The sequence below is a fragment of the Bradyrhizobium sp. WBOS07 genome (assembly GCF_024585165.1).
Lineage (GTDB): Bacteria > Pseudomonadota > Alphaproteobacteria > Rhizobiales > Xanthobacteraceae > Bradyrhizobium > Bradyrhizobium japonicum_B.
Genome location: NZ_CP029008.1, coordinates 4,133,877 through 4,160,717 on the forward strand (window position 1 = coordinate 4,133,877; position 26,841 = coordinate 4,160,717).

General features: G+C 61.7%; 22 protein-coding genes. 4 read left to right on the top strand and 18 right to left on the bottom strand.

Annotated features, from left to right (window positions below):
• The first annotated feature begins 42 nt into the window (after positions 1 to 42).
• Positions 43 to 1,182: an acyl-CoA dehydrogenase family protein gene (locus DCM79_RS19770; RefSeq protein ID WP_257175940.1), complete on the top strand. Its 1,140-nt coding sequence runs from the start codon at positions 43 to 45 to the stop codon at positions 1,180 to 1,182.
• A 273-nt stretch (positions 1,183 to 1,455) separates the two neighbouring features.
• Here the strand turns inward: DCM79_RS19770 and DCM79_RS19775 are convergent, their stop codons facing one another.
• From DCM79_RS19775 to DCM79_RS19815, 9 genes are all read right to left on the bottom strand, one after another.
• Complete coding sequence (locus DCM79_RS19775; RefSeq protein WP_257175941.1) at positions 1,456 to 3,654, bottom strand: S8 family serine peptidase; 2,199 nt, start codon at positions 3,652 to 3,654, stop codon at positions 1,456 to 1,458.
• Between the two features lie 214 nt (positions 3,655 to 3,868).
• Positions 3,869 to 4,057 (bottom strand): DUF5837 family cyanobactin class RiPP, encoded by a 189-nt coding sequence (locus DCM79_RS19780; RefSeq protein WP_028137896.1) that lies wholly within the window; start codon positions 4,055 to 4,057, stop codon positions 3,869 to 3,871.
• 121 nt (positions 4,058 to 4,178) lie between these two features.
• Positions 4,179 to 6,530 carry a TOMM precursor leader peptide-binding protein gene (locus tag DCM79_RS19785; protein ID WP_257175942.1) on the bottom strand — a complete coding sequence of 784 codons (2,352 nt, stop codon included), beginning with the start codon at positions 6,528 to 6,530 and terminating at the stop codon, positions 4,179 to 4,181.
• Positions 6,531 to 6,588: 58 nt separating this feature from the next.
• Positions 6,589 to 6,783, bottom strand: coding sequence for a hypothetical protein (locus DCM79_RS19790; protein ID WP_257175943.1), 195 nt, complete (start codon positions 6,781 to 6,783; stop codon positions 6,589 to 6,591).
• A 110-nt stretch (positions 6,784 to 6,893) separates the two neighbouring features.
• Positions 6,894 to 7,109 carry a cyanobactin biosynthesis system PatB/AcyB/McaB family protein gene (locus DCM79_RS19795; protein ID WP_257175944.1) on the bottom strand — a complete coding sequence of 72 codons (216 nt, stop codon included), beginning with the start codon at positions 7,107 to 7,109 and terminating at the stop codon, positions 6,894 to 6,896.
• An 18-nt stretch (positions 7,110 to 7,127) separates the two neighbouring features.
• Positions 7,128 to 9,233 (bottom strand): PatA/PatG family cyanobactin maturation protease, encoded by a 2,106-nt coding sequence (locus DCM79_RS19800; RefSeq protein ID WP_257175945.1) that lies wholly within the window; start codon positions 9,231 to 9,233, stop codon positions 7,128 to 7,130.
• A 729-nt stretch (positions 9,234 to 9,962) separates the two neighbouring features.
• Positions 9,963 to 10,172, bottom strand: a complete 210-nt coding sequence (locus DCM79_RS19805) for a hypothetical protein (RefSeq protein WP_257175946.1) — start codon at positions 10,170 to 10,172, stop codon at positions 9,963 to 9,965.
• A 160-nt stretch (positions 10,173 to 10,332) separates the two neighbouring features.
• Positions 10,333 to 11,433: a peptidoglycan-binding protein gene (locus DCM79_RS19810; protein WP_257175947.1), complete on the bottom strand. Its 1,101-nt coding sequence runs from the start codon at positions 11,431 to 11,433 to the stop codon at positions 10,333 to 10,335.
• A gap of 378 nt (positions 11,434 to 11,811) precedes the next feature.
• Positions 11,812 to 12,045 carry a hypothetical protein gene (locus DCM79_RS19815; protein WP_257175948.1) on the bottom strand — a complete coding sequence of 78 codons (234 nt, stop codon included), beginning with the start codon at positions 12,043 to 12,045 and terminating at the stop codon, positions 11,812 to 11,814.
• A 112-nt stretch (positions 12,046 to 12,157) separates the two neighbouring features.
• Between DCM79_RS19815 and DCM79_RS19820 the strand changes: the two genes are divergently transcribed.
• Genes DCM79_RS19820 through DCM79_RS19830 form a run of 3 tightly spaced genes read left to right on the top strand, consistent with a single transcriptional unit; the run spans position 12,158 to position 17,178 of the window.
• The gene (locus DCM79_RS19820) at positions 12,158 to 13,801 is read left to right on the top strand and encodes a hypothetical protein (protein ID WP_257175949.1); all 1,644 of its coding nucleotides are present in this window, start codon (positions 12,158 to 12,160) and stop codon (positions 13,799 to 13,801) included.
• Positions 13,802 to 13,819: 18 nt separating this feature from the next.
• Positions 13,820 to 14,965: a phosphatase PAP2 family protein gene (locus tag DCM79_RS19825; protein ID WP_257175950.1), complete on the top strand. Its 1,146-nt coding sequence runs from the start codon at positions 13,820 to 13,822 to the stop codon at positions 14,963 to 14,965.
• Between the two features lie 2 nt (positions 14,966 to 14,967).
• Positions 14,968 to 17,178, top strand: coding sequence for a hypothetical protein (locus tag DCM79_RS19830; RefSeq protein ID WP_257175952.1), 2,211 nt, complete (start codon positions 14,968 to 14,970; stop codon positions 17,176 to 17,178).
• A 92-nt stretch (positions 17,179 to 17,270) separates the two neighbouring features.
• Here the strand turns inward: DCM79_RS19830 and DCM79_RS19835 are convergent, their stop codons facing one another.
• The 9 genes from DCM79_RS19835 to DCM79_RS19875 all read right to left on the bottom strand — a co-directional run bounded on the left by DCM79_RS19835 (position 17,271) and on the right by DCM79_RS19875 (position 26,731).
• A complete protein-coding gene (locus DCM79_RS19835; protein ID WP_257175953.1) occupies positions 17,271 to 18,674 on the bottom strand; it encodes an amidase in 1,404 nt (467 codons plus the stop codon).
• 87 nt (positions 18,675 to 18,761) lie between these two features.
• Positions 18,762 to 19,523: an SDR family NAD(P)-dependent oxidoreductase gene (locus DCM79_RS19840; RefSeq protein ID WP_028137907.1), complete on the bottom strand. Its 762-nt coding sequence runs from the start codon at positions 19,521 to 19,523 to the stop codon at positions 18,762 to 18,764.
• A gap of 45 nt (positions 19,524 to 19,568) precedes the next feature.
• Positions 19,569 to 20,294, bottom strand: coding sequence for an ABC transporter ATP-binding protein (locus DCM79_RS19845; protein ID WP_257175955.1), 726 nt, complete (start codon positions 20,292 to 20,294; stop codon positions 19,569 to 19,571).
• Complete coding sequence (locus tag DCM79_RS19850; protein ID WP_257175956.1) at positions 20,284 to 21,003, bottom strand: ABC transporter ATP-binding protein; 720 nt, start codon at positions 21,001 to 21,003, stop codon at positions 20,284 to 20,286. The genes DCM79_RS19845 and DCM79_RS19850 overlap by 11 nt, the downstream gene beginning before the upstream one ends.
• A 2-nt stretch (positions 21,004 to 21,005) precedes the next feature.
• On the bottom strand, positions 21,006 to 22,070 hold the full coding sequence (locus DCM79_RS19855) for a branched-chain amino acid ABC transporter permease (protein ID WP_257175957.1): 1,065 nt from the start codon (positions 22,068 to 22,070) through the stop codon (positions 21,006 to 21,008).
• 11 nt (positions 22,071 to 22,081) lie between these two features.
• Complete coding sequence (locus DCM79_RS19860; RefSeq protein WP_257175958.1) at positions 22,082 to 22,948, bottom strand: branched-chain amino acid ABC transporter permease; 867 nt, start codon at positions 22,946 to 22,948, stop codon at positions 22,082 to 22,084.
• Positions 22,949 to 23,043: 95 nt separating this feature from the next.
• Positions 23,044 to 24,285: an urea ABC transporter substrate-binding protein gene (locus tag DCM79_RS19865; RefSeq protein WP_373568091.1), complete on the bottom strand. Its 1,242-nt coding sequence runs from the start codon at positions 24,283 to 24,285 to the stop codon at positions 23,044 to 23,046.
• A gap of 32 nt (positions 24,286 to 24,317) precedes the next feature.
• The gene (locus DCM79_RS19870) at positions 24,318 to 25,313 is read right to left on the bottom strand and encodes an acetamidase/formamidase family protein (protein ID WP_257175959.1); all 996 of its coding nucleotides are present in this window, start codon (positions 25,311 to 25,313) and stop codon (positions 24,318 to 24,320) included.
• A 17-nt stretch (positions 25,314 to 25,330) separates the two neighbouring features.
• Entirely contained in the window at positions 25,331 to 26,731 is a 1,401-nt protein-coding gene (locus tag DCM79_RS19875) for an amidase (RefSeq protein ID WP_257175960.1), read from the bottom strand.
• Between the last annotated feature and the right edge of the window lie 110 nt (positions 26,732 to 26,841).

Sequence of the window (26,841 nt, forward strand, 5' to 3'; positions counted from 1 at the left end):
GGAAGCTCTTTCTTTGGAGCTTTCTCCCAAGGAAACGCCGCGATGAGTTTCACCGAAGAGCAAACCGCGTTCCGCGAGAGCATCCGCCGGATGGTGGCCAGACATGTGGCCCCGATCGCGGCGGAGATCGACGAGACTGATCGCTTCCCGACCGAACTGGTGAAACTGTTCGGCGAGATGGGATTGATGCAGCTCTGGGTACCCGAGCAGTACGGTGGCCCCAATGGCAACCTCACCATGATGTGCATCGCGCGGGAGGAGATATCGAAGGTCTCTCCCGCCTGCGCGTCCATTGCCGGACTCAACACCATGTTCATCATGCCGCTGCTCCATTTCGGCTCGGAGGAGCAGCGCCGCAAGTTCCTGCCGATCATCGCCAAGGGCGGCGTGGTTACGGCAATCGCGATCTCCGAGCCGCAGGCCGGCTCCGATGTCACCGCCCTCAACACCCGCGCGCAGAAGGATGGCGACAGCTACATCCTGAACGGCCGGAAGCAGTGGTGCAGCTATGGCGTGGAGGCTGAGTTCATCGTGTTGATGGCCCGGACCGGCGACGGACCGGGCGCCGACGGCATCAGCGCCTTCATCATCGAGCCAAAGAAGATGCCGGGCGTGTCGTTCGGCCGACATGAGCGCAAGATGGGCTTTCGCGGCGCGCCCAATACGCCGATCTTCCTCGACAATGTGCGGGTGCCCGCCGAAAACCTCGTGGGGGAAGAGGGCAAGGGCTTTCGTGCCTCGATGCGGGCGCTCGATCTCAACCGCCCGACGATCGGCGCTCAGTCGGTCGGCCTGGCCCAAGGTGCGCTCGACGCCTGCATCGCCTACGCCAAGGAGCGGAAGCAGTTCAGAAAGTCGATCTCCGAATTCCAGGGCGTACAGTTCATGCTCGCAGACATGGCGATCCAGATCGAGGCCGCGCGTGCGCTCGTCTATGAATGCGCGCGGGCCGGCGATGAAGGCGACTGGAAGCGCCTGAATCTGCTCGCCAGCATGGCGAAATGCTTCGGCAGCGATGTGGCTATGAAGGTGACGACCGACGCCGTCCAGATCTTCGGCGGCTATGGCTACACCATGGACTACCCCGTCGAGCGAATGATGCGCGACGCGAAGCTGACTCAGATCTTCGAGGGAACCAACCAGATCCAGCGCGTGGTAATCGCCCGCGAGCTGTTGCGATAGATCTCAAGCAAATAGAACTCGGAGGAAACGTCGTGGCGTTTGGAGTTTCGGAAGCACGCCAAAGCCGGATACGAAATAGCTGATCCGATATTCTCCGGCAGTCCGTTGGGAAAGCTCGGTACCAACACAACACTCTCCTCCTGGACTATCGCCAATCCGAGAATGCTCAGCTGCTCATCAGCGGCACCATCGCCATGTTTGCGCCATGCCCCCGAGAAGGCGGCCAGCATACGCCCATGTGGTCGGAAGGCGACCGGAGGACCAGCTACAAAGTTAGTGTCCGAAACCGCGCCTCTTGAACCAGCTCTTCACGTTACCGACCGTAACCGGCATCATCTCAGATACATCAATCGTGAACTGGAACATTTTTGCTGCCCTTCCCTCGTCGTCCGGATCGAAGAACGTCAAGGACAACTCCCAGCAGTCGCTATGCATTCGACATACTGGGCTCTTGGTCACAACGATGGTGTCGAGCACACGCCCTTCATCGACTGCTGCAGCAAAACCCGATGCAGCCTGAAACACATTCGTTGCTGCGAAGTTCATTGCACGATCTCGGGACATCTGTCCCAGATTGTGCAACTCGAAGTACACACGGTTGAGGAAGTCGGTTACTGCATGATGGAGAAATGCGCGCGCCGGAGTAGCCTCTGCGCCGTGTATCCTGTTCACGGCGTCATCGACCAGCTCATTGATCTTCCAGCCGTAAATGCCGCGCAGATCAGTGACGGCTACGATCGGAACCTCCGCCTTTGATTGAAGCCTTATCATTTCGCCGGTACGGCGGCCCGGAATGCTGATCCTCTCGATGAAATCGGATTGATCCGGTGTCAGGCTTTGACCGGCCAAGAGTTGCAGAAAGGTCTCGTATATTGTGTCGGCATAAGGGCCTTCGGGAACGAGCCCATAGACCGGCGAGCCGCCGATCACCAAAGTCCATATCAAACAATCCCGCTCCGTCCGGCGCCGATCGAGATATTCGATGAGGTGTTGCACCTCGTGCGGAGTCGGCCGGTCCGGGCCGGCACGCCCCGCCTCCCGGCCCATATATTGCTCGAACTCCTGCCGGCCGATCTCGGATCCGAAGTCGTAGGCCAAGCTGCCGAGCGCATAGACCAGGCCGGAGTGGGCGGTGCTTTGTTCGACGCCCCCCGTCGCGCCAACCGAAGCCGGTGCCGAAGCGGCAGAGTCCGCTACGGTCGGTGGCAAAGCCGATGGACTGAGCGTCTCCTCGACGGACGATGATGCGGCACTCGTCATCACGCCGGTCTGGGGAACGGGTCCGACGCCGACGAGGAGACGGTCGTCTCTGCCGCTCGCACCAATCCCGCCGCGCGACGTGAACAGCGCCTCGAAGGCCGCAGGCAGATCCAGCACGCCTCGAAGACAACGTTCCGGCTCGTCGATGACGGCTGGATCACATAAGCGCGCCGTATCGAGCAGCGCCGCGCGGATCGCCGCTGCATCAATCTGCTGCCCGGCCTGCAACTGCTGGCTCATCAGCAAGGCAGCGATGCCGGTAACGATCGGCGCCGCCACGCTCGTCCCCATTTCGCGGATCGGCTCCTCCGTTCCCGGCTGTGCTCCGAGGATGTTTTCGCCCGGCGCCATGATGCCGTCTGCCGAATAATTGCCGCCCCAATTGCTGAACTTGAACGGTTTGCCGTCGTCCTTCAGAGCGCCCACTGCGAGCGTCCCCGGGAGTGCGGCAGGAAAGCAGCGGCAATCGCCCGCGTTATTGCCGGCCGGCGCCACGATCAGGATGTTGTCGTCGAGACATCGGCGGACCGCGCGCGCCAGCAGGTCGTGTGGCGAATCCGTTTGAGTCGGCACGCACGCGGCGCAATGAATCACGTCAGCTCCCCAATCATGGGCCAGATCGAACGCCCGGGCGAGATTGAGCGGCGATATGAACTCCCCCGCCTCGCCAACCTGGTTCATCGGCACGACGATCACCCGACAAGCCGGCGCGATGCCCGGCGCCGGTGTGCCAGGCCGCCCTGCGATGACGCTGGTGATATGAGTGGCGTGACGGTCGCCCAGAATCCGAAGCAGGATGTCTGGCGAGAACTCGGTGAGAAGCCTTTCTTCCTTCTGCTTATCAGGAAGATCACTATTTGCGATCTCGCGGAACAGGGCGTGCTGCTCAGCCGTGATCGGGCTCGCCCCCTCATGCCAATACGGAAGCAGCATCGAGATCTGATCGCTGCGAAGACTTGACAATGTCAGATCGGGGTAGCCGTCGAGAACGACGATGGTGACTCGAGGGTCGCCCAACGTCCGCTTTCGGAGTTCGCCGAGACCGGGAATGCGGGCATCCAAATCGTGCGGCATGGTGACGGCACCGGCATCGACAATCAGGTTGGACGCAGTCACGCCTCTCGCGGTGGAGGGGCCGTCGACAAACCGCCCATGCAGGTCGGCAGCTCGCACCGATGGGGCGTTCAGAAGTCTCGAAGAATCCAGACTCATCGGGCTGCTCGCTCGTCTGAGATCATCCAAACGCTCCCTGCCGCTGCCGCTGCAATCGGCAAAATCGCGCACGGCAGATTGACGTTGTCAGAAGCTCGATCACTCGGTTTCCGGGATTGGGAGCGCTCGCCGCGCCGACGACGAGCGCTCCCCTTCAAATTCGACAATTCACCAATGAACCGTCGCCGATCAGTTGGTGACTGTCGTCCGGGTTCTATTCGGCGCTACCCGAATAGGCGCAGGTGATCGTGACCGAGCCGACGCCGGGAACACTGACGCTGACCGACGCGGTCACGCCAGCAAGGGTCTCCTCCGACAGCTCGGACAACAGGTCGGCCGAATTGCCGACGATGCTGCGAGAAACCGGCGCGATCTGCACGGGCTTCTTGTTCGTGATCTTCATAGGTTGTCTCCTTCGATAGACGCATGCTCGACCACTCTGAGCGGGTCGCGTACTCCTCCTCCTTGCGGAAGAAGCCAGGCTCGCCGTGAGAGTCCGGTGCTAGCGGAACCCGCGGCGTCAACTAAAACGGCATCGGCGTCGGGTTGAGCAGTGCTTCGGGGGTTGGTTCATTCAACCATGCGAGCCTGACAGGCACGTCGTAGAGACGCCCCGGCGCAAACCTTTTCCAGAAGAAGCGCATGCCCGGAACGACGACTTTGACGACGTTGAGCCCGATGTCGGGCCGCGTGAGGTCGAGAACCAGGACCTCGAGACCGATGCGCCGGCAAGCGGCAACGGCAATATCGACATCGTCGCGTATGTCGCCCGTCCAGGCTGACTTGAAATCAACGGCCTTCGTAGCCGGTGCCAGCCGGTCAGGGACAAGGTAAGGCTTGTCCTCTATTCGCGCGCCGAGCAGCCACTCGGCACCTTCGGCATCGATCAGCTCATCAGGAATCTTGTCCAACTCCAGGCCGACCTGACTCATCTCGGTCAGCGCTCTCGTCACGGCAACCGCTGGATCGAAATGGGCTCCGTAGCCGACAATCAGCCGTTCACTACTGCCCGTGATCCTTCGGGAGACCGCGGCCACGACCGGGATCCCGAGATCGGCAGTGAGATCGAGGAGCCACATCTCCCGGCCGACGTCCCGATAGTACTGCTCGAGATCGCGGAAGTACGGATCATCGAAGCTCGCCAGATCGACGGCCGGACGCCGCAAGCGGTTGTACCACCAAAGCGCCACGCAATCCCGCTCGACGACTTCCAGGAATCCCTGACAGATCGCTTCTTCCAGGTTGTTGCCGGCGGCGTTCCCGTTTGAATCCGCCCGACAAAACTCATGATTCCTGGGGAGCGGGTACCATTGATAGCAAGTGGCCGTCGGCAGAAATTTCTGGTGTCCATGCGTGAGCGACCAAACCGGTGTCCAGTCGATCGGCCGGCCAGGGTCGAAGCGCATGGGAATCCAATTGTTGCCGACTGCCGAATTTGCATTCAACGTCTCGCGATCTGCGTACTGCGCCTCGCTGAATTGCAGACAGCATTCGGGACGGAGCGCGTTCTCGCCCATCTCGGCCAAAGTGGCGTTGATCCGCGGCTCGTCACCTTGATAGATGAACGAGTAGCGTTCGATCGCCTCGCAGAGACCGCTGGCGCGGGCTTGCTCGCTGGTCTTGCCTTTGCCGGAGCTGGTGTGTCGGAGGATCCGGCGCAGGCCGCGCAGAGACCCGACGGTGCCCCGGCTATGGCTCGATCTATAGGTGTGAACCAAATGGTTGGCGGGATCTGAGATCCTCGTCAATTCCGTGACGACCCCGGAGACAGGGCTGATCAGGTGCTGATAGCGGGCGACGGTCTGCTCTGGCGTCATGGAGCGGTGGCCGCTTTCCTCGACATACCGCTTCGGCGACGATTCCAGCATGATTGGCTGAAAACCTCGACGAGCGATCAGGGCGGGATCGCCGCAACAGCTGCACTGGGGCCTATGCGGCAGTGAATGCGTTTGGCAGCCGTGACTCAGATGATCCAGCGTGAGGATCTTTCCCGCCAGGGTCTCTGCCCTGACATTGCCGTCCTCGGGCCCGAGCGTCCGCCCTGCCAGCCATTTTGCAATCTCCGTCGTCGTCCAATGCAACGCCAGGTCGACAGTTGACGGAAGCGCAGGCCGTGACGTCGGCAGACAAATGGGAGCGTCGGCCTGGGCTTTTCTCTGCCGGTGTATGGACTCCTTTACTTCGAGGTTGCCCCGCAAGCGGTGAGCCAGGCACTGCCAGCAGCCAGTTTCGCACGGCACGAAGATGGGACCGAGCCAGATGACGCTGCCGACAGGCTTGACGAGCATCCAGGGCCGTCGGGTCTTCAATGCAATCCGGTTTATCTCCTCGATCTCCGGACGCAGGTAGTCGTCGGTCACGACGACCTGAAGGTCGGGCAGAGTTGCCGCCGCATCGCCGCTTCTCTGAACTGGCCGGATATCAGCAACGAGGCCCGCCTCCGATATCAACGTCAGCAATCGCACTACGGAGACATTGCCGACGGCCATCAGCGAGATCCTGCTCTGCCGGAGCTGCATCACGACCCGGCCTGGATCGAAGCCAAGCTCGCTCCAGAATGCCGCGACTCCGGGAGCTGTTCCGTCGACGGCCTCGACGAGAAAGCCCAGCCTGCTCAGCCGCGCGATCACATGGTCTACAACGTCACTCGAAATTGTCCCAGACAAGAGCGAATGAATCTCGTCGATGGTGTATCGACCATCGAGCAACGGCACGATGGCGCAATACAATTGCCCTGTCAGGACGTGAGATGCGTGCTCGCTAAGCAAATATACATGCATCGGCTCGACGAGCTCGACACTGAAGTTCGGCTTGATGCACAGCCGCACCGGGCTCGCGCAACAACTCGCCGTATAGTCGACAACCTCAGCCTGCATGTCTCTCATCCGATCCCTTCGTCATCGAGCCAGGCGATTGCCCCCGTCCGCCAATCGCCTATGCCCAAATCCTTCCTCGCAGGTACGATTTGTCGGCATCTTCCGCTTCGGCCGACGCTCCTTTCGCCTTCCTGTCGACCAGCCCCGTCAGTCCTTGGAGATAGCTGCGATAGCTCATGCCCATCGCTCTTGCCTCGTCCCAAGTGATCGACCCGCTGGGGCGCTTTTTCTCCGGTCGCGGCTTCTTCGTCATTGTCAACAGCTCCTCGTTCGCTGCGAAATACTCGTCGTGAGCTCGTTCGGCCTCGCGCGATGGTCGCCCGGCACTGCCGGCCGATCATCGCGTCCCGCGTCATGATGTTGTCAAAACCTCCGGTGGACGAATGCCGAACTTATGACCTGCTCAGGTGCAGCCCATTCAAACGGAGCCGGATCGTTATAATTCGCGCCGTGGATCAGCGAGATCGCCAGAGATATCAAGTCCTCGCGCCTTCCATGCACCACATCGACACACGTCGATGGGACTACGGAATGCGGACGCTTCACCGGCCTTGAAAGGATCGGATTGATGTTGACCATGCGTGTGTCCTCCCGGAATCAATTGGGTTGGGTCCACCACCGGACCTCGCCCATGGTGACGGGTATGAGGTCGCTCACATCGACCGTATAGCGGAATATCCTCTTGGCGCGTTTGTTGTTCTCCGGATCAAAGAACTTCAACTTCACATCCCAACAATCGCTGTCCATGCGACAGAACGGGCTCTTGTCGACCGCAATTTCATCGAGCTGCATTCCAGCTACGAGCGAGTCGCTGAACGTCGTAGCGACCTGGAATGCGTCGGTGACGGCGAAGTTCAGCGCGCGGTCGCGGGATGTTTTTCCGAGATTCCTCAAGTCGTAGTAAACACGGTTGAGAAATGCTTCCAGCGACGAACGGATGCTCTCGGCCTGATCCGACTCCACCCCATCGCTGGCAAGCGCATTCAATGCGTTATCGATCAGTGCGTTGGTCTTCCAGCCATACATTCCACGCGTATTGACCGGCTGGATCACCGGCACGACCTGCCCCGAGAAAAGCTTGACGGTGCGTTTCGTCAGCACTCCTGGAATGGCTACCCGCTGAACGAAATCCGCGTCCGACTCCAACTTGATCTCGCCGGCCAGCATGGTGAGGAGAACTTCATAAACGTCGCGAGCAAATGCTCCGACCGGCTCGATGGCATACACCGGCGTCAGCTCGATGTTCAAAGTCCAGATGAGCGACTTGGCTTCCGCAAGATGGGTTGTCAGATAGTCGACCATCTGGCGGGCGTCGTAAGGATTCGCAGGCACCTGGTTGACGGGCGGCATCAGCTGCTTGAAGCTGTCCCGTCTCGCCTCCGTCCCAAAATCATAGCCAAGCACGCCGAGTGCATAGACCAGACCGGCAGGTTCATCCATGTCCGGTATGGAGCTCGGCACCACGGAGCTGAGTGCCATGCCGGGAGCGGCGCGTGCTGCAGCAGGCCGGGGGCCGGCGCCCTCATCCGGCATCCGGCTGCCGCCGATCGCCATCGCAGCCAGCGACTGTATAGCGCCTTGCGACGACTCCAAACGCGGATCCGCCGCATTCGGCTCCGCCATTTCGGCCTGTGAGACCGCGTTCGGCTCCTTGAGCTCGTTGCAGGCGCACTGAGGGCTGATCGCCGTATTCGCCGTCATCGTATTTCTGGTCATTTGTCCTATACTCCGTTTCAAGAGTTCGAAAGCACCTGGTAAGTTCAACCTCCCCGCCAAGCATCGGTCAGACTCGTCCGGGCCCAAGCCGTCGCAAGGCAACGCACTGTCGAGCAGCAGCTGGCGAACGAAATGCGGATCAGGTGTTTCGCCTCGATCGACCTGATGGCTCAACAACAGCGCGGCAGCCGAGGCCGCGATGGGCGCCGCAAAGCTGGTGCCGCTGCGACGCGTCACGCCGCCGCCCGGCTTGGCGCCAAGGATGTCCTGGCCTGGGGCCATCAAGCCTCTGGAGCGATAGGCTCCGCTCCAGTTGCTGAAATTTATCGGTCGGCCCTGGCGATCCAGCGCGCCGACGGGCAACACCATCGGGAGCGCCGCCGGAACGTGCAGACACTCGCACCCGTCGTTGCCGGCCGCCGCCACCACAAGGACATTGCGATCGGCGCAGAGGCGCACTGCGTTCTCCAGCCAGGCGTCGGCCTCCCCAACGTCCGTCAGCTGACCGCCGCTGATATTGATGATGTGCGCGCCATGATCGACAGCCAGCTCGATGGCACGGCCCAGATCAAGCTGCGAGGCGCTCCGGCGATCTTCGAAAAAGACCGGAATAATGAGTCCACTGCAGCCCGACGCGAGCCCTTCGACTTCGCTGCCGGGTTGACCGAAAATGACGCTCGTAATGTGAGTCCCATGCGCGGCCATCGGTCCCAACGACTTTTGATCCGCAGGGAGCATGCTCGGCAGCAGAGCAAGATGAGCACCTCGAAAGCATGGATGTTCAAGATCGACACGGCCGTCCAACACGGCGATACGAACGCCCGGCGAGCCTCTACCGGCATCAAATCGTTGCACATTGTTAGGACTGCCCTCAGGCGTCCACAGCACGCTGCGCGTCTCCACACCCGACGATGACGAGCCTGCGGCGCCAAACCCGGACGGCCGCTCAACATGCCTGCCAGCAACTAAGGCAGATCGACTTGCCATCTCGTTCGCTTCCTTCGAAGACGCACCAGAAATCTCAGTTTCGACGTCGGCCGCTCCAGCTCTTCAAGCTGCGTTAGAGTTGCCGATCCCAGCGACGACGTCCGCTGGTGAACAAGATCTCAGTTCGCAATAATATCTGTTGAACGATTTCTGTCGCGTGAGATAAGCGTGATTTTTCTTATCGCGGATACGACCTTCCTTCCCGCGAACTTCGAGCGCCGAATGCATGACGTCATTGATAGATGCGCGGCACGATCGCGTGTCGACGCTGAGTCCGCGATCAATCAATGACTCGCTATAGGGGTGAGTGCGCGTCGTGATCGCAGCGTCCCGCCGCAGATCGAGATGGAAATGCGCAACGCCCCGTCTTCGACCGAGCACTGCGGGCCGCTCGGCTAACCAGCGCTGACGTCATGAGGCTGGAATGGGACTGTCGATCCAACGGCCGGTGCAGACAGCTCGTGGCGCGCTTGAAAGCTGGCCAGAGCCGCCGAGGCGCGATGAGCTCAGGACGAACGTTGTCGCGCCTTGGCTTGGCGTATAAGCACAACTATTTCGAATAATCGCTACGCACCTTGCACGACCGGAGTCTTTCGGGGCCGGGATCTTTATCCTTGATATCCAATCCCAGGCCGAAGGCGTGTACCGTGTCGGCCGAAGAGCGCGCTCAGACCAATGTAGCCCAGCGCGCCGCATTTCGGAAGGATCTCGATCCTGTCGACGTTCAGGTCAGAAGATCTGACCGACCAGATCGTCGAGCACACTGCCAAGATGGCTTCCAAGATCACTGAAGAAGCCCTGTTGATGGATCGACCCATCCAACTGTGCCGCGACGTCAGCCGTGCCTGAACCTGCCGGATCGTGCCCAATCTCTCGCGACGACAAGCTCTTGTTGAGAATGCTGCGACCGATCGGTGCCGATTGAACTGGAAACATCACTTGGTCCTCCTGATGAGAATGATGGAGCCATGATAGCCACGGCGCCTGCTTTGTCGCGTGAGTTAAGCGTGAACTGGACTTTGAATGTCTGCACTGCGCTGAGATTGCCGCCATCTGTGCTTGAGACGGACAGCTGCGCGACGATTGATTTTGCCGGCGGTTAAAGTCTTTGCAGCGCCGGCGCCGCTACGATCGATAGCGCGGCCAGGATCTCCTGGAGAGACGCAAGGACGCCCGCCACCTCCGCTGCCGGCACCAAGACTTCGCTCAGCGCAATCAACAGCGCCGCGACGCCGGCCGCGATCCGGACGCGATTGAAGTACCTGACATAGTCGCCCTTCACACATAGAATGTAGAAGATCAGGCCTGGAGCCTGCCGGCGCAGGCTGAGGATCAGATCGAGCTTTTCGCCTTCAGGCGTGAGGAAGCGCCCCAGCACAACATCGGTCGGCACATAATTCTCACCGGGCTTGTAAGGCAGACCACGCGCCGCATAGGCTGGAATGATGCTATTCAGCTTGATCCACGCCTCGCCCGCACTCCAGACGCTGGCCGGTTTGATTTCGTACCATTCCTTGATGGCACGGTGCGAGATGATGTCCGGACGCCGCATGCTGGCCAACTCGTCAATGCGCGCTGGCGGAACTGTCGGATTTCTCGGCTTAAGGAACGCCGTGTAGTTCAGCGGTCCTGCCTCGTCCAGAAAGTCGTCGGCGGTGCACGGCCCCGTCCTCTCGCAGAAATTCTCGAAAACGAACGGCTCGATGAATCGACCGAGCGCCTGCGCGATGAAGCGATCAAACAGAAATGAGGCGCGAAAACAGGCCCTGTCGCCAAATTCCCATTGGTCCAGCACTTTCTGACCGATCGACATATCCCCTAACGTGTTCTCGACGAAACCCGCGTGGACAGGATCGAGAACGAGGGTCTTTGTGTCCAGCGTCGCGACGTCGATCAGTCCCGCTCCATCCCCACCTTCGAGCCATGTGATCTCGCGGTCCAGCCGCTTGATCGTCCCAACCCCGACCACGGGGTCGTTCGGAAACAGACCGCGGTCGGTCTTGAAAGCGACTACGGCATTTCCCGTTTCCTGACCGAAAGCTCCATCGACGCCCGCAGCTTGCAAGGGAAATCCGATGGCGAGAAGCGCTTGCTGAACCAGCGCCACGCTATCGGACACCTCAGGCGCCAGCATGCGACGCCCGCCGGACGCGATCAACTCGAGGTCTGCGTGTCCAGAAAACAACTGAGAAACTAACATGCCTGTTCTCCCTGGCTCTGAGCGTGAAGCGCAAAGGCGCTGTCGACACAGATTCCCGGATATCGCGCTCTGAGGTCGGGAGCCGAACGGCCCGAGACAGGGATTCCGTTGATCGTGCCGGCGGACGCGAACAGCGCGCTCTCACCTTTATTGGTCGAGCGATGTCGATACGAAGAATATCGGCGGCTTGCTTTTTGTCGCGTGAGATAAACGTGAGTGCATCCCTCGGGCGCGGCCGACGCGCTCAACTCGCTGCGTCGCTCCTTCGCGTTCGACGGCAGTAATTGACGGAAACTGAGCACCCAGCCGGCTCAGGCATCATGCCGGATCCGGTTGCAGAGCAGCTCGAGCCCCCCCGTTAGTTCGCTCGGCGTCCGGCTAGAGATCATGCTCGCTAATGCGGTCAACCAACTGGATCAGCCAGAAGACTGTCTGCCGCTCGTCCGGGGAAAGGTCGGCCCGATCCAACATCTGGGTGGCCGTTTGCCGAAAATCGGCCCAGCGGGAGTAGAACTCCACCACGTCACGAGGAGCCTCCAGGCCGGATCGCCGACCTTTTTCGTCCTCACCCTCGCCGCCCGATTTGGCCATACAGAACAGTAATGCGAACATCCAAAGCTGGCGGCGTGAAAAATGTGTGAGGACACTTGGATATGCGCTTGATACAGTGTTAGGTTGTATTCATTGCGGAATGACAAGTTGTCTCACCTATGGGATTTCTGTGGTGGAGATCAAGCGCATTGAAATCAATCTGTTTGGAGCCTGCGTGGTCCGGTCCACACAGGCGGGTGGATTTGAGATAACCGGAGCCAAGCACAAGGCCCTTTTCGCCCTCCTGGCGACCGCACCATTTGGGCGTCGGACCAGGCCGTTCCTTCAGGACACACTATGGGGCACGGCTTGCTATGATACGGGCAGACAGAGCCTGAGACGGGCCTTATCCGATATCAGGCAGATCATGGGAGACTGCTTCACAGACGTTCTGAGCAGCACGAATTCCGACCTCACGCTCGACCTCGCCCGCGTCTCCTTCATCGGACGGCCGGGATCTGGAGAGCTGCTCGAAGGGATCAACCTCAAGGAGGACGGCTTCAACAGCTGGCTTGGCGCGATGCGCCAAAATCCTCAGCAAATTTATTCGCTGTACGGTTGCTCTACGCAGTCGCTCGCCGCGCCGATGCTGCCATTCGTCGCAGTGCTGCCGTTCCGGACGATCGGTGGAACACCCGAGCATGCCGTTCTCGGCGACTGGCTGGCCGAGGAAGTGAGTCGCTCGCTTTCACGATCGAACCTGACCTCCGTGATCTCCCATTGGTCCAGCAGGGCGCTCGATCACCGAGCCGTGGACATCGCAACAGTTCGCGAGCAGCTTGCCGTCGACTATTGCTTGGTCGGCACCCTTCGCGTTGCCTCACGCGAGATCATACTCGACGCAGACTTGGTTGACACGATATCGGGCCGCATCCTGTGGACCCGGCAATTCGCGGGACCGATCGGCCGCTTCATGGATAGGTGCGCGGAAGGCGTAGCGGAGATCGTGCGCGCCATTGGCGCCACGGTGGCAGACGATGCGATCTCGCATGTGTCTGATCGTCGACTCTCCGACGTGGAAGATCATCGGCTCCTGGTGGCGGGAGTGGGGCTCATGCATCGCCCGGCACTTCGCGATTTTGCAAGGTCGCGCGAACTTATCGAGGAGACGTTGAAGCGCGCTCCCAATGCCGCTGAAGCCCACGCCTGGTTCGGGAAGTGGCACGCATTGAGCGTCTTCAATGGCTGGAGCACCGATCCGGCCAAGGATACGCGGATCGCCCTCGACAGCACCGCGCGCGCCCTCGACATCAATCCGGACAACGCATTTTGCCTAACGATCGATGGTTTCGCACACAACAATCTGCTGCGCCGTATGGATATCGCCAGTGCGCGCTACGACGAAGCGCTGCGCCGCAACCCGAATGAAGCGCTGGCTTGGCTCCTGAAGGGCGCGCTGAACGCATTCCAAGACCATGGACCTACGGCGGTCACGGCAGCCGAAAGAGCGCGGCGCCTGTCTCCGATCGATCCCTTTCGATACTACTACGAATCGCTCAGCGCGACAGCGCTTCTGTCCGCCGGACGATACGCCGAAGCGCTGGATTTCGCCGAGTGCTCGCTGCAGAGACATCACCGCCACATTTCCACTTTGCGCACGAAAATCGTGGCTTTGCACAATCTGGGTCGAATCGAGGACGCTAAGCGGGCGGCCTCGGACCTCTTGACTCGTCAACCACACTTCACGGTCTCCGCTTATCGCCGGGATCATCCGGCTGCGGACTACAACTTCGGCAAGCGCGCGGCCGAAGCGCTGAGCGCTGCCGGGATTCCTTGATGAAGAAAGGAGCGTCTGATGTCGATCGTAGGCGGAACCGGCGGCACTGGTGGGACCGGGGGGACGGGGGGCACGGGAGGTACAGGCGGAACCGGAGGCGGGAATCTCAATTTTACCGGGTTGGGCTCCTTCCTCGGTGCCGGCGCCGACCCCGTCTACGATCCGATCCTTGTGCAAGGTCTGCAGATTGCCGAGCAGGCAATCACCCACGTCGCCAGCCGCGACCCGGCGGGGGACATCGAGGAACTCGCCTTCTCGTCAGCCGGCAACATGACCTTGTGGGCCGACTGGGTGAGAGCCTCGCTTTACATGACCGAGTTCCTAAGGGAACTTGATTGGCGCCAGGACGACAGGACCGTCACCCTAAGCTATGGCCGTCGTCGACATCACGGTGACAGCGGTGACCATGATCGCGGCGAGCGGAGCTTCTACGCCGTGCGGCGTCCGGACAGCGATTGTTTCAAGGAGCAGTTGAAATTCATGAGGTCCTACCTGGACCAGCGGCCCGACCGAACGCCTGAGATTATCACCCAGCTCGGCTTTCCCACACCGTATTTTGCGATGCTGCTCGGCCTTCAAGTCGGCGCCAACACTCATACGTTCGAGCTGATCACGATCACTCAGGTGCTTGCCGCCCACGTTGCGATGGTTGTGAAGCACCATCTGGCCTGTCGGCGCCCCGATCGCGCCGGCGCGCAGGTCATGCCAATGATCCCGACCCCGGCTCACGGCACCTTCCCGAGCGCACACGCCACCGAAGCTTTCGCAGTCGCGACCGTCCTCAACAGATTTGTCGAACGCCAGCAACAGCATTATCCCGACGTCAAGGCGCGCCAAGCGCTGATCACCAAGCTGGCGGAGCGCATCGCCGTCAATCGGACCGTGGCCGGGGTACATTTTCCGATCGATACTTGGGCAGGAGCAATCCTGGGCCGCGCCATCGGTCAGATCGTGCTGGCCAAATGCCGCGCCGGCACCACGGTGAATGGTTATAGGTATTCCGCCAAAGGCGACCTCGACTTCTTCGTCAAGGAGTTCGCGAAGGGCGACAACCGGGGCTTCGGCGTGACCGAGACCGGATCTATCGATGTCGGATCGTCCGAGCTTTTCGAATGGCTTTGGAACAAGGCATCCGGTGAGTTTGACCTCGTCCAGGAGGCATGATCATGACAGACGATGGCGCGAGCGATGATCTTGCTGATGGCTCGGACGGCGTGCCAGTCTACCTCAGCCCCTACGAGTTCTGGAACTTCGGAATTGGCCAAGGCTATTCCTTTCCGGCCATTCGCGACCACGCGAAATACATCACCGCTCTAGCCGAATTCCCGAAAGCGGCGAATATCAACGCCATCTCCAATCTTCGGGGGGACCGTCGAATCGCATGGTTTCCGACGCTGTGGAATGCCGCAAAGCTGTCCTTCGTTCCCTTCGTCGTCGAGAACCCGCTCGACGACGTCAAGGGGCCGAAAGCGCTTCGCAACCTTCTCAGCAGGGGCCTGATGCAATTGAACACGGAATTCGCCATCGATGCGAATTTTGCCACGATAGAGGAGGCTCGGACACGCGTTGCATTTCCGGTGCCTGAGCGGGCGATGCATCCTGGTCAAGGGCGCTATCCGGAGCGGCCGGACTGGCGCCCCGACGACGGGCTCCGCGGACGGATATCAGGGCAAAAGCGAATCACCATCATCGCGGTCATCGACGATGGCCTGCCCTTCGCGCACCGCAATTTTCGAGACCTTGGCGGGACGCGGACACGCGTTGAGTTCTGTTGGCTGCAATCAGCCATCGCCAATCCGCAGCAGGACAGCGTTCTGTTCGGACGGGAATACATGCGGAGCCAGATCGAGGACTACATCGCGCAATACGGAGACGACGAAGACGCGCTGTACCGCAAGGCCGGAGCAGCCGTCGACACGGAGGCCCTAGGCAGCCTGATCGACCGGCGCGCTACCCACGGTGCTCACGTCATGGATCTTGCCGCTGGATGCGCCTCTGAACGCGGTGACGACCCAAGCGAAGAAATTCGCATTATCGGCGTGCAGTTACCAAACACCGTCGCCTGGGATACGTCAGGCTTCGGCAAGGACATGTACATGTTGTCGGCATTTCACTACATCTTCGACCGTGCCGACGTCATCGCCAGAGGATACGGCATCGACAAGCCCCGCCTGGTCATCAACTTCAGCTATGGTTTTTCCGGAGGGCGCCACGACGGCGGGACGGAACTCGAGGCGGCGATCGATGAGATGGTTGCGCTCCGCCGTCACTCGACAGGCCCGACGGCTCTCGTGGTGCCGAGCGGAAATAGCTTTCTCGATCGCTTGCACGCGGTCGTCAGCGAAGCGGATTTCGATCGCGGACAAGCCAGGCTGAATTGGCGCATCCAACCAAACGATCGGACACCCAGCTATCTCGAGCTCTGGTTCGAGAGAAACTTTGACCCGTCCAGCTACACGATCAAATTGATCGATCCTCTCGATCGCTCACGCGTCTCCTTGCCTGTTCAATTCGATCAGATGAAGACGGGCGGCGATCCAAGATCACACAAGCCTCTCTTGAACGCCGAAGGCCGGCCAGTAGGTCTGATCAGTGCTGATTTGCACAGGGGGCAACGATGGCGGGTCTTGGTCATCCTGGCGCCAACGGAACCGGAAATGGCTTCACTTCCGGCCATCGAATCCGGCCAATGGACCGTCGTGATCAGCCGAGACGAGAACACTGCACCGCTTGAGCAGCCGATCCAATGCTGGATCCAACGTGCCGCGGACCCCGAGGGTCTGCGCTCGGGGAGTCGGCAGAGCTATTTCGATCAACCTGCGAACATTCGCTACACCCCTGAAGGAGATCTCAGTGAAACGGATGCGGCGGGATCGATCGTTCGCCGCTTCGGCAGCCTCAACGGATTGGCCACCGGTCGCACCTCGCTGATCGTGGGCGGTTATAGACTTGGCGCTGGGCTCGGCTCTTCCCTCAAAGGCGTCCGTCCAGCAGCCTACAGCTCTGCAGGGGCGCTCGAAAGTGGATGGCCGGAGGCCAGGGTCGCGTGCTCATCCATGTCTGACCGATCACGAGTCCTGACCGGAACGATCGCAGCGGGGGTTCGGAGCGGCGCGCGGTCCCGATTGGACGGCACCAGTACAGCTGCCCCATTCGTGGCGCGCCAACTGACAGCGACCTTCGTCACGGCCGGAGATGAGTGCGTAGAGAAAGCCGCCCTTGAGAACTACCGGTCGCTACTTCGTGGGTATTGGGAGGATCACGGCGCGGACGACAATGAAAGCGCAGTTCTGAGGAAGGCGCGACTTGGTTTCGTACGCATACCTCCGCACTGGCAACCTGGCTTCGACGATTCGAGCGACGACCGAATCGGCTGACTTGATTTCACTTGGCAGAATTGGTCATTCTGGCTCGCCAATGTGGTCATGATGCGAAAAGCGGTGGTTCGGCCCCCAACCGGGCCAAAAAGTCAATCGATCGGGGCACGACGAGTGTGCCAGTCCGTCACCGACTGGAACGCATGCCCGGCGCGCGCGAGCACATCCTCCGACAGATGCGGGCCGACGAACTGCATGCTGAGCGGCAGGCTATCCGACGCGATGCCATTCGGCAGCGTGATGGTCGGACTGCCCGAGAAGTCGAACACCGCGGTGAAACGCAAGATGCTGAGCAGCACGTTCGGATCCGCGCCGTACTCGCCCATCTTGGTCAGCGTCGGAATCGGCACGGGCATGGTGGGGATCAGGAGCAGGTCGATATCGGCAAACAGGGCCGCCAAGCTGCCGCAAAACTTCAGCCTCTCGTGATGGATCTGCGCGATCTCGACGCCGCTCATCGATCTGCCCTGCTCGATCAACTGCGCTAGATCGGGGCCGTATTCCGACTTCCGGGACGGATAGGTTTCGAGATGCGCCTCTGCGGTCTCGATCGAACACATCGGAATCCACATGCTTACGAGCTTCTCGTAGGCCGGGAACCTGACCTCGCGGATATCGGCCCCAAGCGCAGCGAGCGTCCGCTCGGCTTCCAGCAACGCGGCGGCCACTTGCGGATCGATTCCGTTCTGGGTGTAGCTGCGGTCTACGCCGATCCGCAGGCCTCGGACCCCGCCACCGATACCTGCGAGATAGTCCGGCACCGGCGCCTGCAGGGCCGTCGGATCGTTGACATCGGCGCCGGCGATGACGCCGAGCATGGCGGCTGCATCGGCTGCGCTCCGGCACATCGGCCCGACATGATCGAGCGAATCCGCCAGGGGGAAGACTCCATAGCGGCTAACGCGTCCCCAGGTCGGCTTGATCCCGGTCAAGCCGCATGTTGCCGACGGAAACCGGATTGAGCCGCCGGTGTCGCTACCGATCGAGCCGAAGCAGAGCCCCGCCGACGTCGCCACGCCCGATCCGCTCGAGGACGAGCCGACCCAGTAATCGACACCCCAGGGATTGAGCGGCGCCTGGTCGTTCGGATGGTGGCTGGTATAGGCGCCCTCGGTCATTTTTAGCTTGCCAAGCGTGACGGCGCCGGCCTGTTCGAGCCGGTCCACGATCGTCGCGTTGAAGGACGGGACGAATTTGGCGTGGATCATGGTGCCACCGGCCGTCGGCGCAAAGGTCGTGTAGCAGAGGTCCTTCAGTCCGATCGGCACGCCGTGCAGCGGCCCGCGCCAGATGCCTTTGGCGAGCTCGGCGTCACAGCGCTTCGCCTGTGCGATGGCGCGCTCGGCAAGGACGAGCTGATAGCCGTGGAATTTGCCGTCGAGCCTGGCGATCCGGCTCAGCATGGCCTCGGTCACTTTCGAGGGCAGAAGCTCGCCGCGACGGAACAGCTCGGAGAGCTCGGTGATCGACTTATAGTGGATTGGATCTGCTGACATCTGACAGCCCTGTTGTTGTCGGAAAACGGCCCTGCCCGCCGGCGCCGCTGGCGGCCCGGTTTCGTCGCTGCGCGGCTCGGAATGCGCCTAAAACTGCACCCCGCGCGTGAGCGCACCGTCGACCACGAGGTTGGTCCCGGTGATAAAGCTCGCGGCCTTGCTGGCAAGAAAGACCGCGCCGTTTGCCATTTCCTGCGGCGTGCCCATGCGGCCGGTCGGATTGAGCGCCAGCGCAGTCTTGTACAGCTCGGGATTGCCGTCCTTGATCTGATTCCAAACGCCTCCCTCGAAATAGGTGTTGCCCGGCGACACCGAGTTGGCGCGGATGCCCTTGCCGGCAAGCTGGAAGGCGAGCCCCTGCGTGTAGTGGATGATTGCGGCCTTGAATGTGCCGTAGGGACCGCTGGCGAAATCGACCTCGCGGCCCGACACGCTGGAGATGGTGACGATCGCGGCGGCCTTGCTCTTCTCCAGGTATGGCATCGCCGCATTGATCAGCCGCACCGTGCCCATCATGTCGGTGGAGAACTCCTTCTCCCAGCTCTCCTCGTCCTGCCCGATCGATAATGCGCTGACATTGGCGACGACAATGTCGATGCCGCCGAGCTTGGAGGCCATATCCTCTACCCAGGCCTTGAGCGCCGGACCATTGGAAACGTCGACCGAGCTGCCGAACGCGGCGACGCCCTTCGCCTTGATCGCAGTGACCGCGCTGTCGACGTCCGCCTGGTTGCGCGCGCAAATGCCGACATTGGCCCCTTCTGCCGCGAAGGTGTCGGCGATCGCCCTGCCGATCCCCTTGGTGCTGCCTGTGACGAGAACCTTTGCGCCCTTGAGTCCGAGATCCATGTTCTTCCCTCCCTATTGACGACTTGAAATCACGCCCGAGGCCGTTCAGAGCAGAAGCTGTTCGCGCACGTTGTCCTCGTTGACCTCGGCGCCTGCGAGCGACCGCGTAATCTTGCCCTTCTCCATGATGTAGCAGCGTTCGGCGATCGCCAGGATCGTGTCGAGGTTCTGCTCGACGAAGATGATGGTGGTTCCGAGCTCGTTGCGGAACGACCGGAGCGCCTCACAGATGTGCTGAACGATCGACGGCTGGATACCCTCGGAGGGTTCGTCGAGGATCATCAGGGACGGATTGCCGATCAGCGCGCGACCGATGGCGAGCTGCTGTTGCTCGCCGCCCGACATGGTGCCGGCTGCTTGCCGACGGCGCTCCTTGAGCCGCGGAAAATACTCGTAGACGAGCTCCGGCAGCTTCTTGCCTCCGGGACCGCCGATCAAGCGACCGACCTCGAGGTTTTCTTCGACCGTCATCTGCGGAAACACGTCGCGCCCCTGCGGGATGTAACCGAAGCCCGCCCTCGCCCGTGCGTCGGCCTCCAGCGAGGTCACGTCCTGTCCGACGAAACTGATGGTGCCGCGCCAGGTCTGGAGCAGCCCGATGATGCATCGCATCAGGGTCGACTTGCCGACGCCGTTGCGGCCGATCACGCCGACGATCTCGCCCCGCGAGACCGACATGGTCACCCCCTGCAGGATAGGTGTCGCACCGTATCCGGCCCACAGTTCCGAAACGTCCAGAATCCGGTCGGCGGCATCGGGCTTAGTGAGCATGGGTTTTCCCGAGATAGATTTCAGCGACCTTCTCGTCCTGCAGGATGCTCTCGAGATTGCCCCGCGCGAAAATCTTACCGAGATGCAGCACTGTCACGCGCTGGGCGACCTGGCGCACGAAGGCCATGTCGTGCTCGACCACGAGCACCGTCATGCCTTCTGCGTTGAACGACTTGATCAGTTCGCCGGTCTTGAAGGTCTCCTCCGGCGACATGCCGGCGGTCGGCTCGTCCAGCAACAGCAGTTGAGGCTTCAGCGCCAGCGCCATTCCTATTTCAAGCCATTGCTGCTGGCCGTGCGACAGCGCGCCCGCGAGCTTGTCGCTGTCCGACCGCAGGTCGAGCAGCGTCAGCAGACGATCCTCCTCGGCGATGCGTTCCGGGCCGGACAGTCGCTCCTGCAGCGCGGTCTGGATGTTCTGGCGGACAGGCAATTCCTTGAAGACGCTCGGGGCCTGCATCTTGATGCTCATGCCCCGCTGCACCCGCGCGTAGGGACGTTCGGCGGTGATATCGACCGTGTCGAACAGGATGCTGCCTTCGGTCGGCGGATAGAGGCCGACGATCAGCTTGAACAACGTGCTCTTGCCGGCGCCGTTGGGGCCGATCAGGCAGTGGATCTCGCCAGCATTGACCGTGAGGTCGACGCCCGAGACCGCCGTCAGCCCGCCGAAGCGCTTGGATACGCCTTTGACTTCGACCAGCGCCATGATCAGGACTCTTCCGGTTGCAGGCGGCCGGCTTCGGCAACGTCGCTGCGCCGCCGGCGTGCCTGCCACCAGTCGGCAGCGAGCTTGCCGATGCCGAGCACGAAGCCTTGCGGCGCCAGCATCACGGTCGCGAGCAGCAGTGCCCCCATCAGCACCAGCGCCGCCTGCTGGCTGTAGACGGTGATGGTCTGAAAGCCGAAGAGAAGCAGGAACGACCCAACCAGCGTCGCAGTCAGATCGCTGCGCCCGGAAAAGGCCACCCATACGATCGGCATCGCGGCCGCCGGCAAGCCAATGCTGGATGGCGTGATGAACTGCCCCCAGGATGTGTAGAGCGCGCCGCTGAGGCCGGCGAGACCGCTGCCGATCACGAAGGTCAGCAACTGATATTTGCGGACGTCGTAGCCCAGCATCTCCGCACGCTGGGGATTCTCCCGCGTCGCCACGATGACGTTGCCGATCGACGAGTTCACGAGCATCCGCAGCGCGAGATACACGATCACGATCAGCGCGACCATGACGTAGTAGAGCGCCGATCCCTCGACGTAGAACTCACCGACGGTCAGCGGATCCATGCCCTTCATGCCGTTGAACCCGTTCAGCCGCGCCGGGCCGATGTGCCATTCCGGTCCTGCCGTCTGACCGAGAAAGAAGGCAAGTACGAGCGTTGCGGACAGCGTTACGATGCCGAAGAAGATGCCGTTGATGCCGCCCCAGATCATGAAATAGCCGAGGATGCCCGCCGCGATCATGGCGAGAACCACAGAGAGCACGAGCGCGGCGATCGTTGCGGTGCCGCCGCCCATATTGATGGCGAGCACGCCGTAGCTGTAGCCGGCAATGCCGAAAAACAGGGTCTGTCCGAACGAAAGCATCCCGCCATAGCCCCACATCAGGCAGAGGCCGAGCGCCATGAAGATCCAGATCAGGAAGTAGGCGAAATTGCCGACGTCGTAGGAATCCGCAAACAACGGATAGGTCAGCGCCCCCGCCAGGACGATCAGGAAGCAGGACCAGAAAGCCCTGCCGCGCCCGAGTGTCTGTGAACCTTCCAGCAGCTTGAACATCCGCATTTCCCTCAGCGTCCGCGACGAACCAGCACGCTGGAAAGACCTTCGGGCAGCACGCGAATGATCAGGATGACCGCCACCAGCATGCCGATCTGCCCGATGATCTGGCCATAGCTCGCATTCAGCGCCATCCGGATCATCGCCAGGAACACGGCGGCCGGCGCCGTTCCGAGCAGCACGTTGGCGCCTCCGATCACGACGGTCACGAAGCTCTCGACCACGAAGGTCGCTCCCATGGTCGGGATCAGCGTCATGGTCGGCGCGTAGAGCGCTCCGCACAGTCCAGCGAGGCCGGTGCCGATTCCGAAGCTGATGGCATAGATGCGGCCCGTGCGCGCGCCGAGCGCCTTCGCCATCGCTGCGTTCTGCATGGTGGCGCGGGCGATCACGCCGAACCGCGTCTTCATGAAGATGACGTAGAGGCCGGCCAGCACGGCGACGGCGCAGGCGAACAGAACGAGGCGATAGGTCGAGAACGTGTAGCCGCCGATGGCAAAACTTCCCTCGGGCGTTCCGATGCCGCGCACGGCGGAGCCGACGATCAGCAGCATCGATTGCGTCACGATGAGGCTGAGGCCCCAGGTCGCGAGCAGCGAATCCAGCGGCCGCTTGTAGAAGCGCCGCACGACCAGGAACTCGACGAGGACACCGATGAGACCCGCGGTCACCGCGGCCAGGATCTGGGCGATCGCGAGCGGCACGCCGAGGTTCACGAGGCCAACGGTGACGTAGGCACCGCACATGATGAACTCGCCATGCGCCATGTTGATGACGCCCATCATGCCGAAGACGATGGCGAGGCCTGCGGCCGAGAGAATGAGGAACGCGAACACGTCGGCGAACTGATAGAATACCGAGAACACTTCAGCCGACATCTTGATCCCCTTGCCGCTCCCGGCGCCGCATCGTTGCGGCGCCGGCCTTGTTCACGTTCGTGACGCTCGACACGAGCAAGATCCGTGCCCGGACGTCACGATTTCTTGGGAAGGTGGCTCGGCGTGTACTGATCCTTGTCGTTCTTCTTGGTCAGATCGCAGCCGATCTCGCCCAGCCAGTACGGCTGGATCGTGCCGTAATCTTTCTCGACCTTCACCTCGTGCTTCGGCCCGACCGAGATCAGGCGCATTCGATGCGAGGTGTGCTGGCTCTTCGGATCGATGCAGACCTTGCCCTCGGGCGCGTCGATGCAGGCATCACCGGTCGCGATCACCTTGCGCATGTCCTCGAGCTTGGTCGACTTCGCCTTCTCGACCAATGTCTTGTACATGTAGAGCGCGTTGTAGGCGTTGTAGCCCATGTCGTTGATGTAGAGCTCGTCGGGGAATTTGGCGCGCCAGCGCTTCTTGAACTCGGTCGCCTCCGGCGTGTCGATCTCCTCGAACCAGTTCGCAGTCGCGTGCATGTTGTTGAGGGCCGGCGGCTTGAAGCGCTTGTGCTCGAAGCCGAGCATGACCTTGATCGACGAGCCCATCGGCAGGTTGAGGTTGGCGGCGGCCGCCTGCTCGAAGAACGAATCCTGCGCGGCACCGACGTTGATCGTCAGCAGCCAGTCGGGCTTTGCCTTCTGGATGTTCTGGATGGTCTGCGCGAACTGCGACACGCCGAGCGGGATGAACTCCTCGCCGACGACCTGGCCGCCGAGATCCTTCATGATCTTGCGGTTCCACTCGGCCGAGATCTGACCGAAATTGTAGTCGGCGGCGATGACGTAGACCTTCTTGCCGAACTTCTCGACCATCCAGGGAATCAGCGTCGAGAATTGCTGCTCGGGCACCGCGCCCATGCTGATCATGCTGGCGTCGCAGACGCCGCCCTCGTACTGGTTGGTGTAGAAGTACGGCGTCGTGGTCCGATCGACGATCGGACGCAGCGCCTCGCGCGAGGCCGAAGTGATGCCGCCGATCAGCAGGTCGACCTTGTCGCGGTTGAGCAGACGCCGGCCGAACTCCTGGTAGCGCGCATTGTCACCCTGCGGATCGAGATGGATGAGCTCGATCTGCCGGCCCAGAATGCCGCCGCTCTTGTTGATTTCCTCCACGGCGAGCTGCGAGCCGTGCAGCTTCGGCATACCCATGAAAGCGAGGTCGCCCGACACGTCCTCGAGCAGACCTATCTTCAGCGGCGGTTCCGCTGCATGAGCGCCAACGATCGATGCTGCCGTACCGAGCATCGCGCCGAGCAGAATAGCACGCAACCTACGTCCCGAATTCATCGTGATGTCCCCTGTTGTTGAAAGTGCTGACGTCATGGCTTGAGGTAATTCTTCAGGATCGATGCTCCCATCGTGTATTTGGGGTCGACCATGTTGCCGAGGCGCATGCGGCCGGCCTGGCTGAGCAGCATGTAGGCGTCGATCTCGTCGAAGCCGTAGTCGGCCGCCATCCACCGCACGAGCTCGCGATAGGCGATGCGGGCTGCGTCCTCGAGTGGACGCGCGCTGCCGATCGTCATGATGAAGTCCTTGGTCTCGAGCCTAGGCCAGGCGAAGCTCCAGTTCTTGATCAGGTCGACCTGGAGCGTGACGGTCGCGCGCTGCTCCAGCGCGACTCCGGAGAGCTCGCCGTCGCCCTGCGTGGCGTGGCAGTCGCCGACGTAGAGCATCCCGCCGTCGGTGTGCACCGGGAAATAGATGATGGCGCCGGGCGCGACGTCGGGAAGATCCATGTTGCCGCCGTGATAGTCCGGCTGCAGCGAAGAGATCGCCTCGATCTCCGGCGAGACGCCGATCGTGCCGATGAAGGGCTCGTAGGGCAGCGTGAGCCTGTCGTTCCAGCGCACGCCGTTCCTGTCGACATGCACTTTCTTCACGCGTTCCGGCAGCGGCGGATTGAGCAGCGCCGTCGAGCCTGTCCCGACCAGTCCGCCGAATTCCGGAATGATGCAGGTCGTGCCGGCCGGCTGCTCGCCCCGGGTCTCGACGTCGCGAATGTAGATCGCAAGGCAATCGCCCTTTCTGGCACCATTCACCGCGATCGGCCCACATTGCGGATTGAGATAGGGAAAGTTCAACTTCGCGGTGGGGCTGTCGGTCTCCCTGGTGAGCGCGCCACCAAAGGCATCTTCGGTCTCTACGACGACCACTCCGCCGGGATCTATCGACAGGGTCGGCTTGGCATAGGGGCCGTAGACGTAGTGGAAGCCGCCCTGCTGCTCGATCGTGAGACTATGGGTCGTGCCGCTCGCGCCCTTGGCGACGGCGCGCCTGGCCATGATGGATGTCTTCAACCAGTCTTCGGACATGTGATCGGCTCCTCGATTCAGATCGCGGGATGACGCTTGTGCCAGTCGGTCACGCGCTGGAACGCATCGCCCGCGCGAACGAGGAGTGCCTCGTCGAAATGACGCCCGACGAACTGGAAGCCGACCGGGCCGCCATTCGCCGCAAAGCCGCCGGGCAACGTCACGGTCGGACTTCCCGTCATGTCGAACGGACATGTAAAGCGGAGCAGGCCTCCGATCAGCGAGGCGTCCTCTCCGAGCGCTGCCATCTTGGCAAGCGTCGGCGCCGCAAACGCCTGGGCCGGGATCGCGAGGAGATCGACCGTCTCGAACAGCACGCGCACAGCGCCGCGAAACGCTTCGCGGCGGAGCACGATCTTCTGGTAGTCCATACCGGACTGTTGCCGTCCGAGCTCGAGCAGGCCGGCCAGCGCCGGGCCGTATTGGTCCTTGCGCGCCGGATAGGTATCCTCGTGCGCGACCGCGACTTCGATGCCGCAGAGCGGGAACCAGTCGTCGATGATCGCCTTGGGATCGGGAAACGCAATTTCCTTGATCTTCGCCCCGAGATCGGCCGCCACCCGCAAACCCTCGGCCAGCACCTTGGCCGCGTCGCCGTCGGTGCCTTCGCTGGTCCAGCGCCGGTCGACGCCGATGGTCACGTCGCGCAGATCGCCGGTCAGGCCGGCGAGATAATCCGGCACGGCCAGCGGCACCGCTGTCGTATCCTTAGGATCCTTGCCGGCGATGACGCCGAGGATGGCACCGCAATCGACCGCACTCCGCGCCATCGGGCCGATGTGGTCCAGCGTCGCCGCAAGCTCGAATGCGCCATAGCGGCTGACCCGTCCCCAGGTCGGCTTAAGTCCGGTGACTCCGTTCGCCGCGGACGGAAAGCGGATCGACCCGCCGGTATCGGTGCCAAGCGAGCCGAAGCAGAGGCCCGCCGCGGTCGCAACGCCGGAGCCGCTCGACGAGGCACCGGGCCAGAGATCCGCGTTCCACGGATTCCGCGGCGGGTCGATCTTCGGATGATGGTCGGCGTAAGCGCCTTCGGTCTGCTGCAGCTTGCCGAGGATGATCGCGCCGGCATCCTTCAGCCGCGCGACGACCGTTGCATCCTCAGTGGGGCGGAAGTCGCGATGGATCGTCATGCCATGCGCGGAAGGTGCGCCCTTCGCCCAGCAGAGATCCTTCACCGCCACCGGCACACCGTGCAGCGGCCCCTTGATTTTGCCAGAGGCGATCTCCTTCTCGGCCGCGGCTGCTTCCGCAAGCGCCGAGTCGGCCATGACATACGCAAAACTCTTGAGCTTGCCGTCGAGCTCGTCGATCCGGCCGAGCAACGCCTTGGTGACTTCGACCGATGACAATTCCTTTGCCTGGAGCTTTTGTCCGATCTCGACGAGTCCAAGATAGTGGAGATCTGTTGCCGCCATTGCTCCTCATCCTCTTGCTCGACATGACACACCGTCGTCAGGCGCGTGCGTCACTGTTCTGGCGATGCGGACGCATCGCCAGCTGTCTTGGCGGCAAAAACAAAAAGCCA

What these genes read in the sequence shown, in the direction of transcription:
- DCM79_RS19770 (WP_257175940.1), top strand. Translation starts at nt 43, where the DNA reads ATGAGTTTCACCGAAGAGCAAACCGCGTTCCGCGAGAGCATCCGCCGG.
- DCM79_RS19775 (WP_257175941.1), bottom strand. Translation starts at nt 3,654, where the DNA reads ATGAGTCTGGATTCTTCGAGACTTCTGAACGCCCCATCGGTGCGAGCT.
- DCM79_RS19780 (WP_028137896.1), bottom strand. Translation starts at nt 4,057, where the DNA reads ATGAAGATCACGAACAAGAAGCCCGTGCAGATCGCGCCGGTTTCTCGC.
- DCM79_RS19785 (WP_257175942.1), bottom strand. Translation starts at nt 6,530, where the DNA reads ATGCAGGCTGAGGTTGTCGACTATACGGCGAGTTGTTGCGCGAGCCCG.
- DCM79_RS19790 (WP_257175943.1), bottom strand. Translation starts at nt 6,783, where the DNA reads ATGACGAAGAAGCCGCGACCGGAGAAAAAGCGCCCCAGCGGGTCGATC.
- DCM79_RS19795 (WP_257175944.1), bottom strand. Translation starts at nt 7,109, where the DNA reads ATGGTCAACATCAATCCGATCCTTTCAAGGCCGGTGAAGCGTCCGCAT.
- DCM79_RS19800 (WP_257175945.1), bottom strand. Translation starts at nt 9,233, where the DNA reads ATGGCAAGTCGATCTGCCTTAGTTGCTGGCAGGCATGTTGAGCGGCCG.
- DCM79_RS19810 (WP_257175947.1), bottom strand. Translation starts at nt 11,433, where the DNA reads ATGTTAGTTTCTCAGTTGTTTTCTGGACACGCAGACCTCGAGTTGATC.
- DCM79_RS19815 (WP_257175948.1), bottom strand. Translation starts at nt 12,045, where the DNA reads ATGTTCGCATTACTGTTCTGTATGGCCAAATCGGGCGGCGAGGGTGAG.
- DCM79_RS19825 (WP_257175950.1), top strand. Translation starts at nt 13,820, where the DNA reads ATGTCGATCGTAGGCGGAACCGGCGGCACTGGTGGGACCGGGGGGACG.
- DCM79_RS19830 (WP_257175952.1), top strand. Translation starts at nt 14,968, where the DNA reads ATGACAGACGATGGCGCGAGCGATGATCTTGCTGATGGCTCGGACGGC.
- DCM79_RS19835 (WP_257175953.1), bottom strand. Translation starts at nt 18,674, where the DNA reads ATGTCAGCAGATCCAATCCACTATAAGTCGATCACCGAGCTCTCCGAG.
- DCM79_RS19840 (WP_028137907.1), bottom strand. Translation starts at nt 19,523, where the DNA reads ATGGATCTCGGACTCAAGGGCGCAAAGGTTCTCGTCACAGGCAGCACC.
- DCM79_RS19845 (WP_257175955.1), bottom strand. Translation starts at nt 20,294, where the DNA reads ATGCTCACTAAGCCCGATGCCGCCGACCGGATTCTGGACGTTTCGGAA.
- DCM79_RS19850 (WP_257175956.1), bottom strand. Translation starts at nt 21,003, where the DNA reads ATGGCGCTGGTCGAAGTCAAAGGCGTATCCAAGCGCTTCGGCGGGCTG.
- DCM79_RS19855 (WP_257175957.1), bottom strand. Translation starts at nt 22,070, where the DNA reads ATGTTCAAGCTGCTGGAAGGTTCACAGACACTCGGGCGCGGCAGGGCT.
- DCM79_RS19860 (WP_257175958.1), bottom strand. Translation starts at nt 22,948, where the DNA reads ATGTCGGCTGAAGTGTTCTCGGTATTCTATCAGTTCGCCGACGTGTTC.
- DCM79_RS19865 (WP_373568091.1), bottom strand. Translation starts at nt 24,285, where the DNA reads ATGAATTCGGGACGTAGGTTGCGTGCTATTCTGCTCGGCGCGATGCTC.
- DCM79_RS19870 (WP_257175959.1), bottom strand. Translation starts at nt 25,313, where the DNA reads ATGTCCGAAGACTGGTTGAAGACATCCATCATGGCCAGGCGCGCCGTC.
- DCM79_RS19875 (WP_257175960.1), bottom strand. Translation starts at nt 26,731, where the DNA reads ATGGCGGCAACAGATCTCCACTATCTTGGACTCGTCGAGATCGGACAA.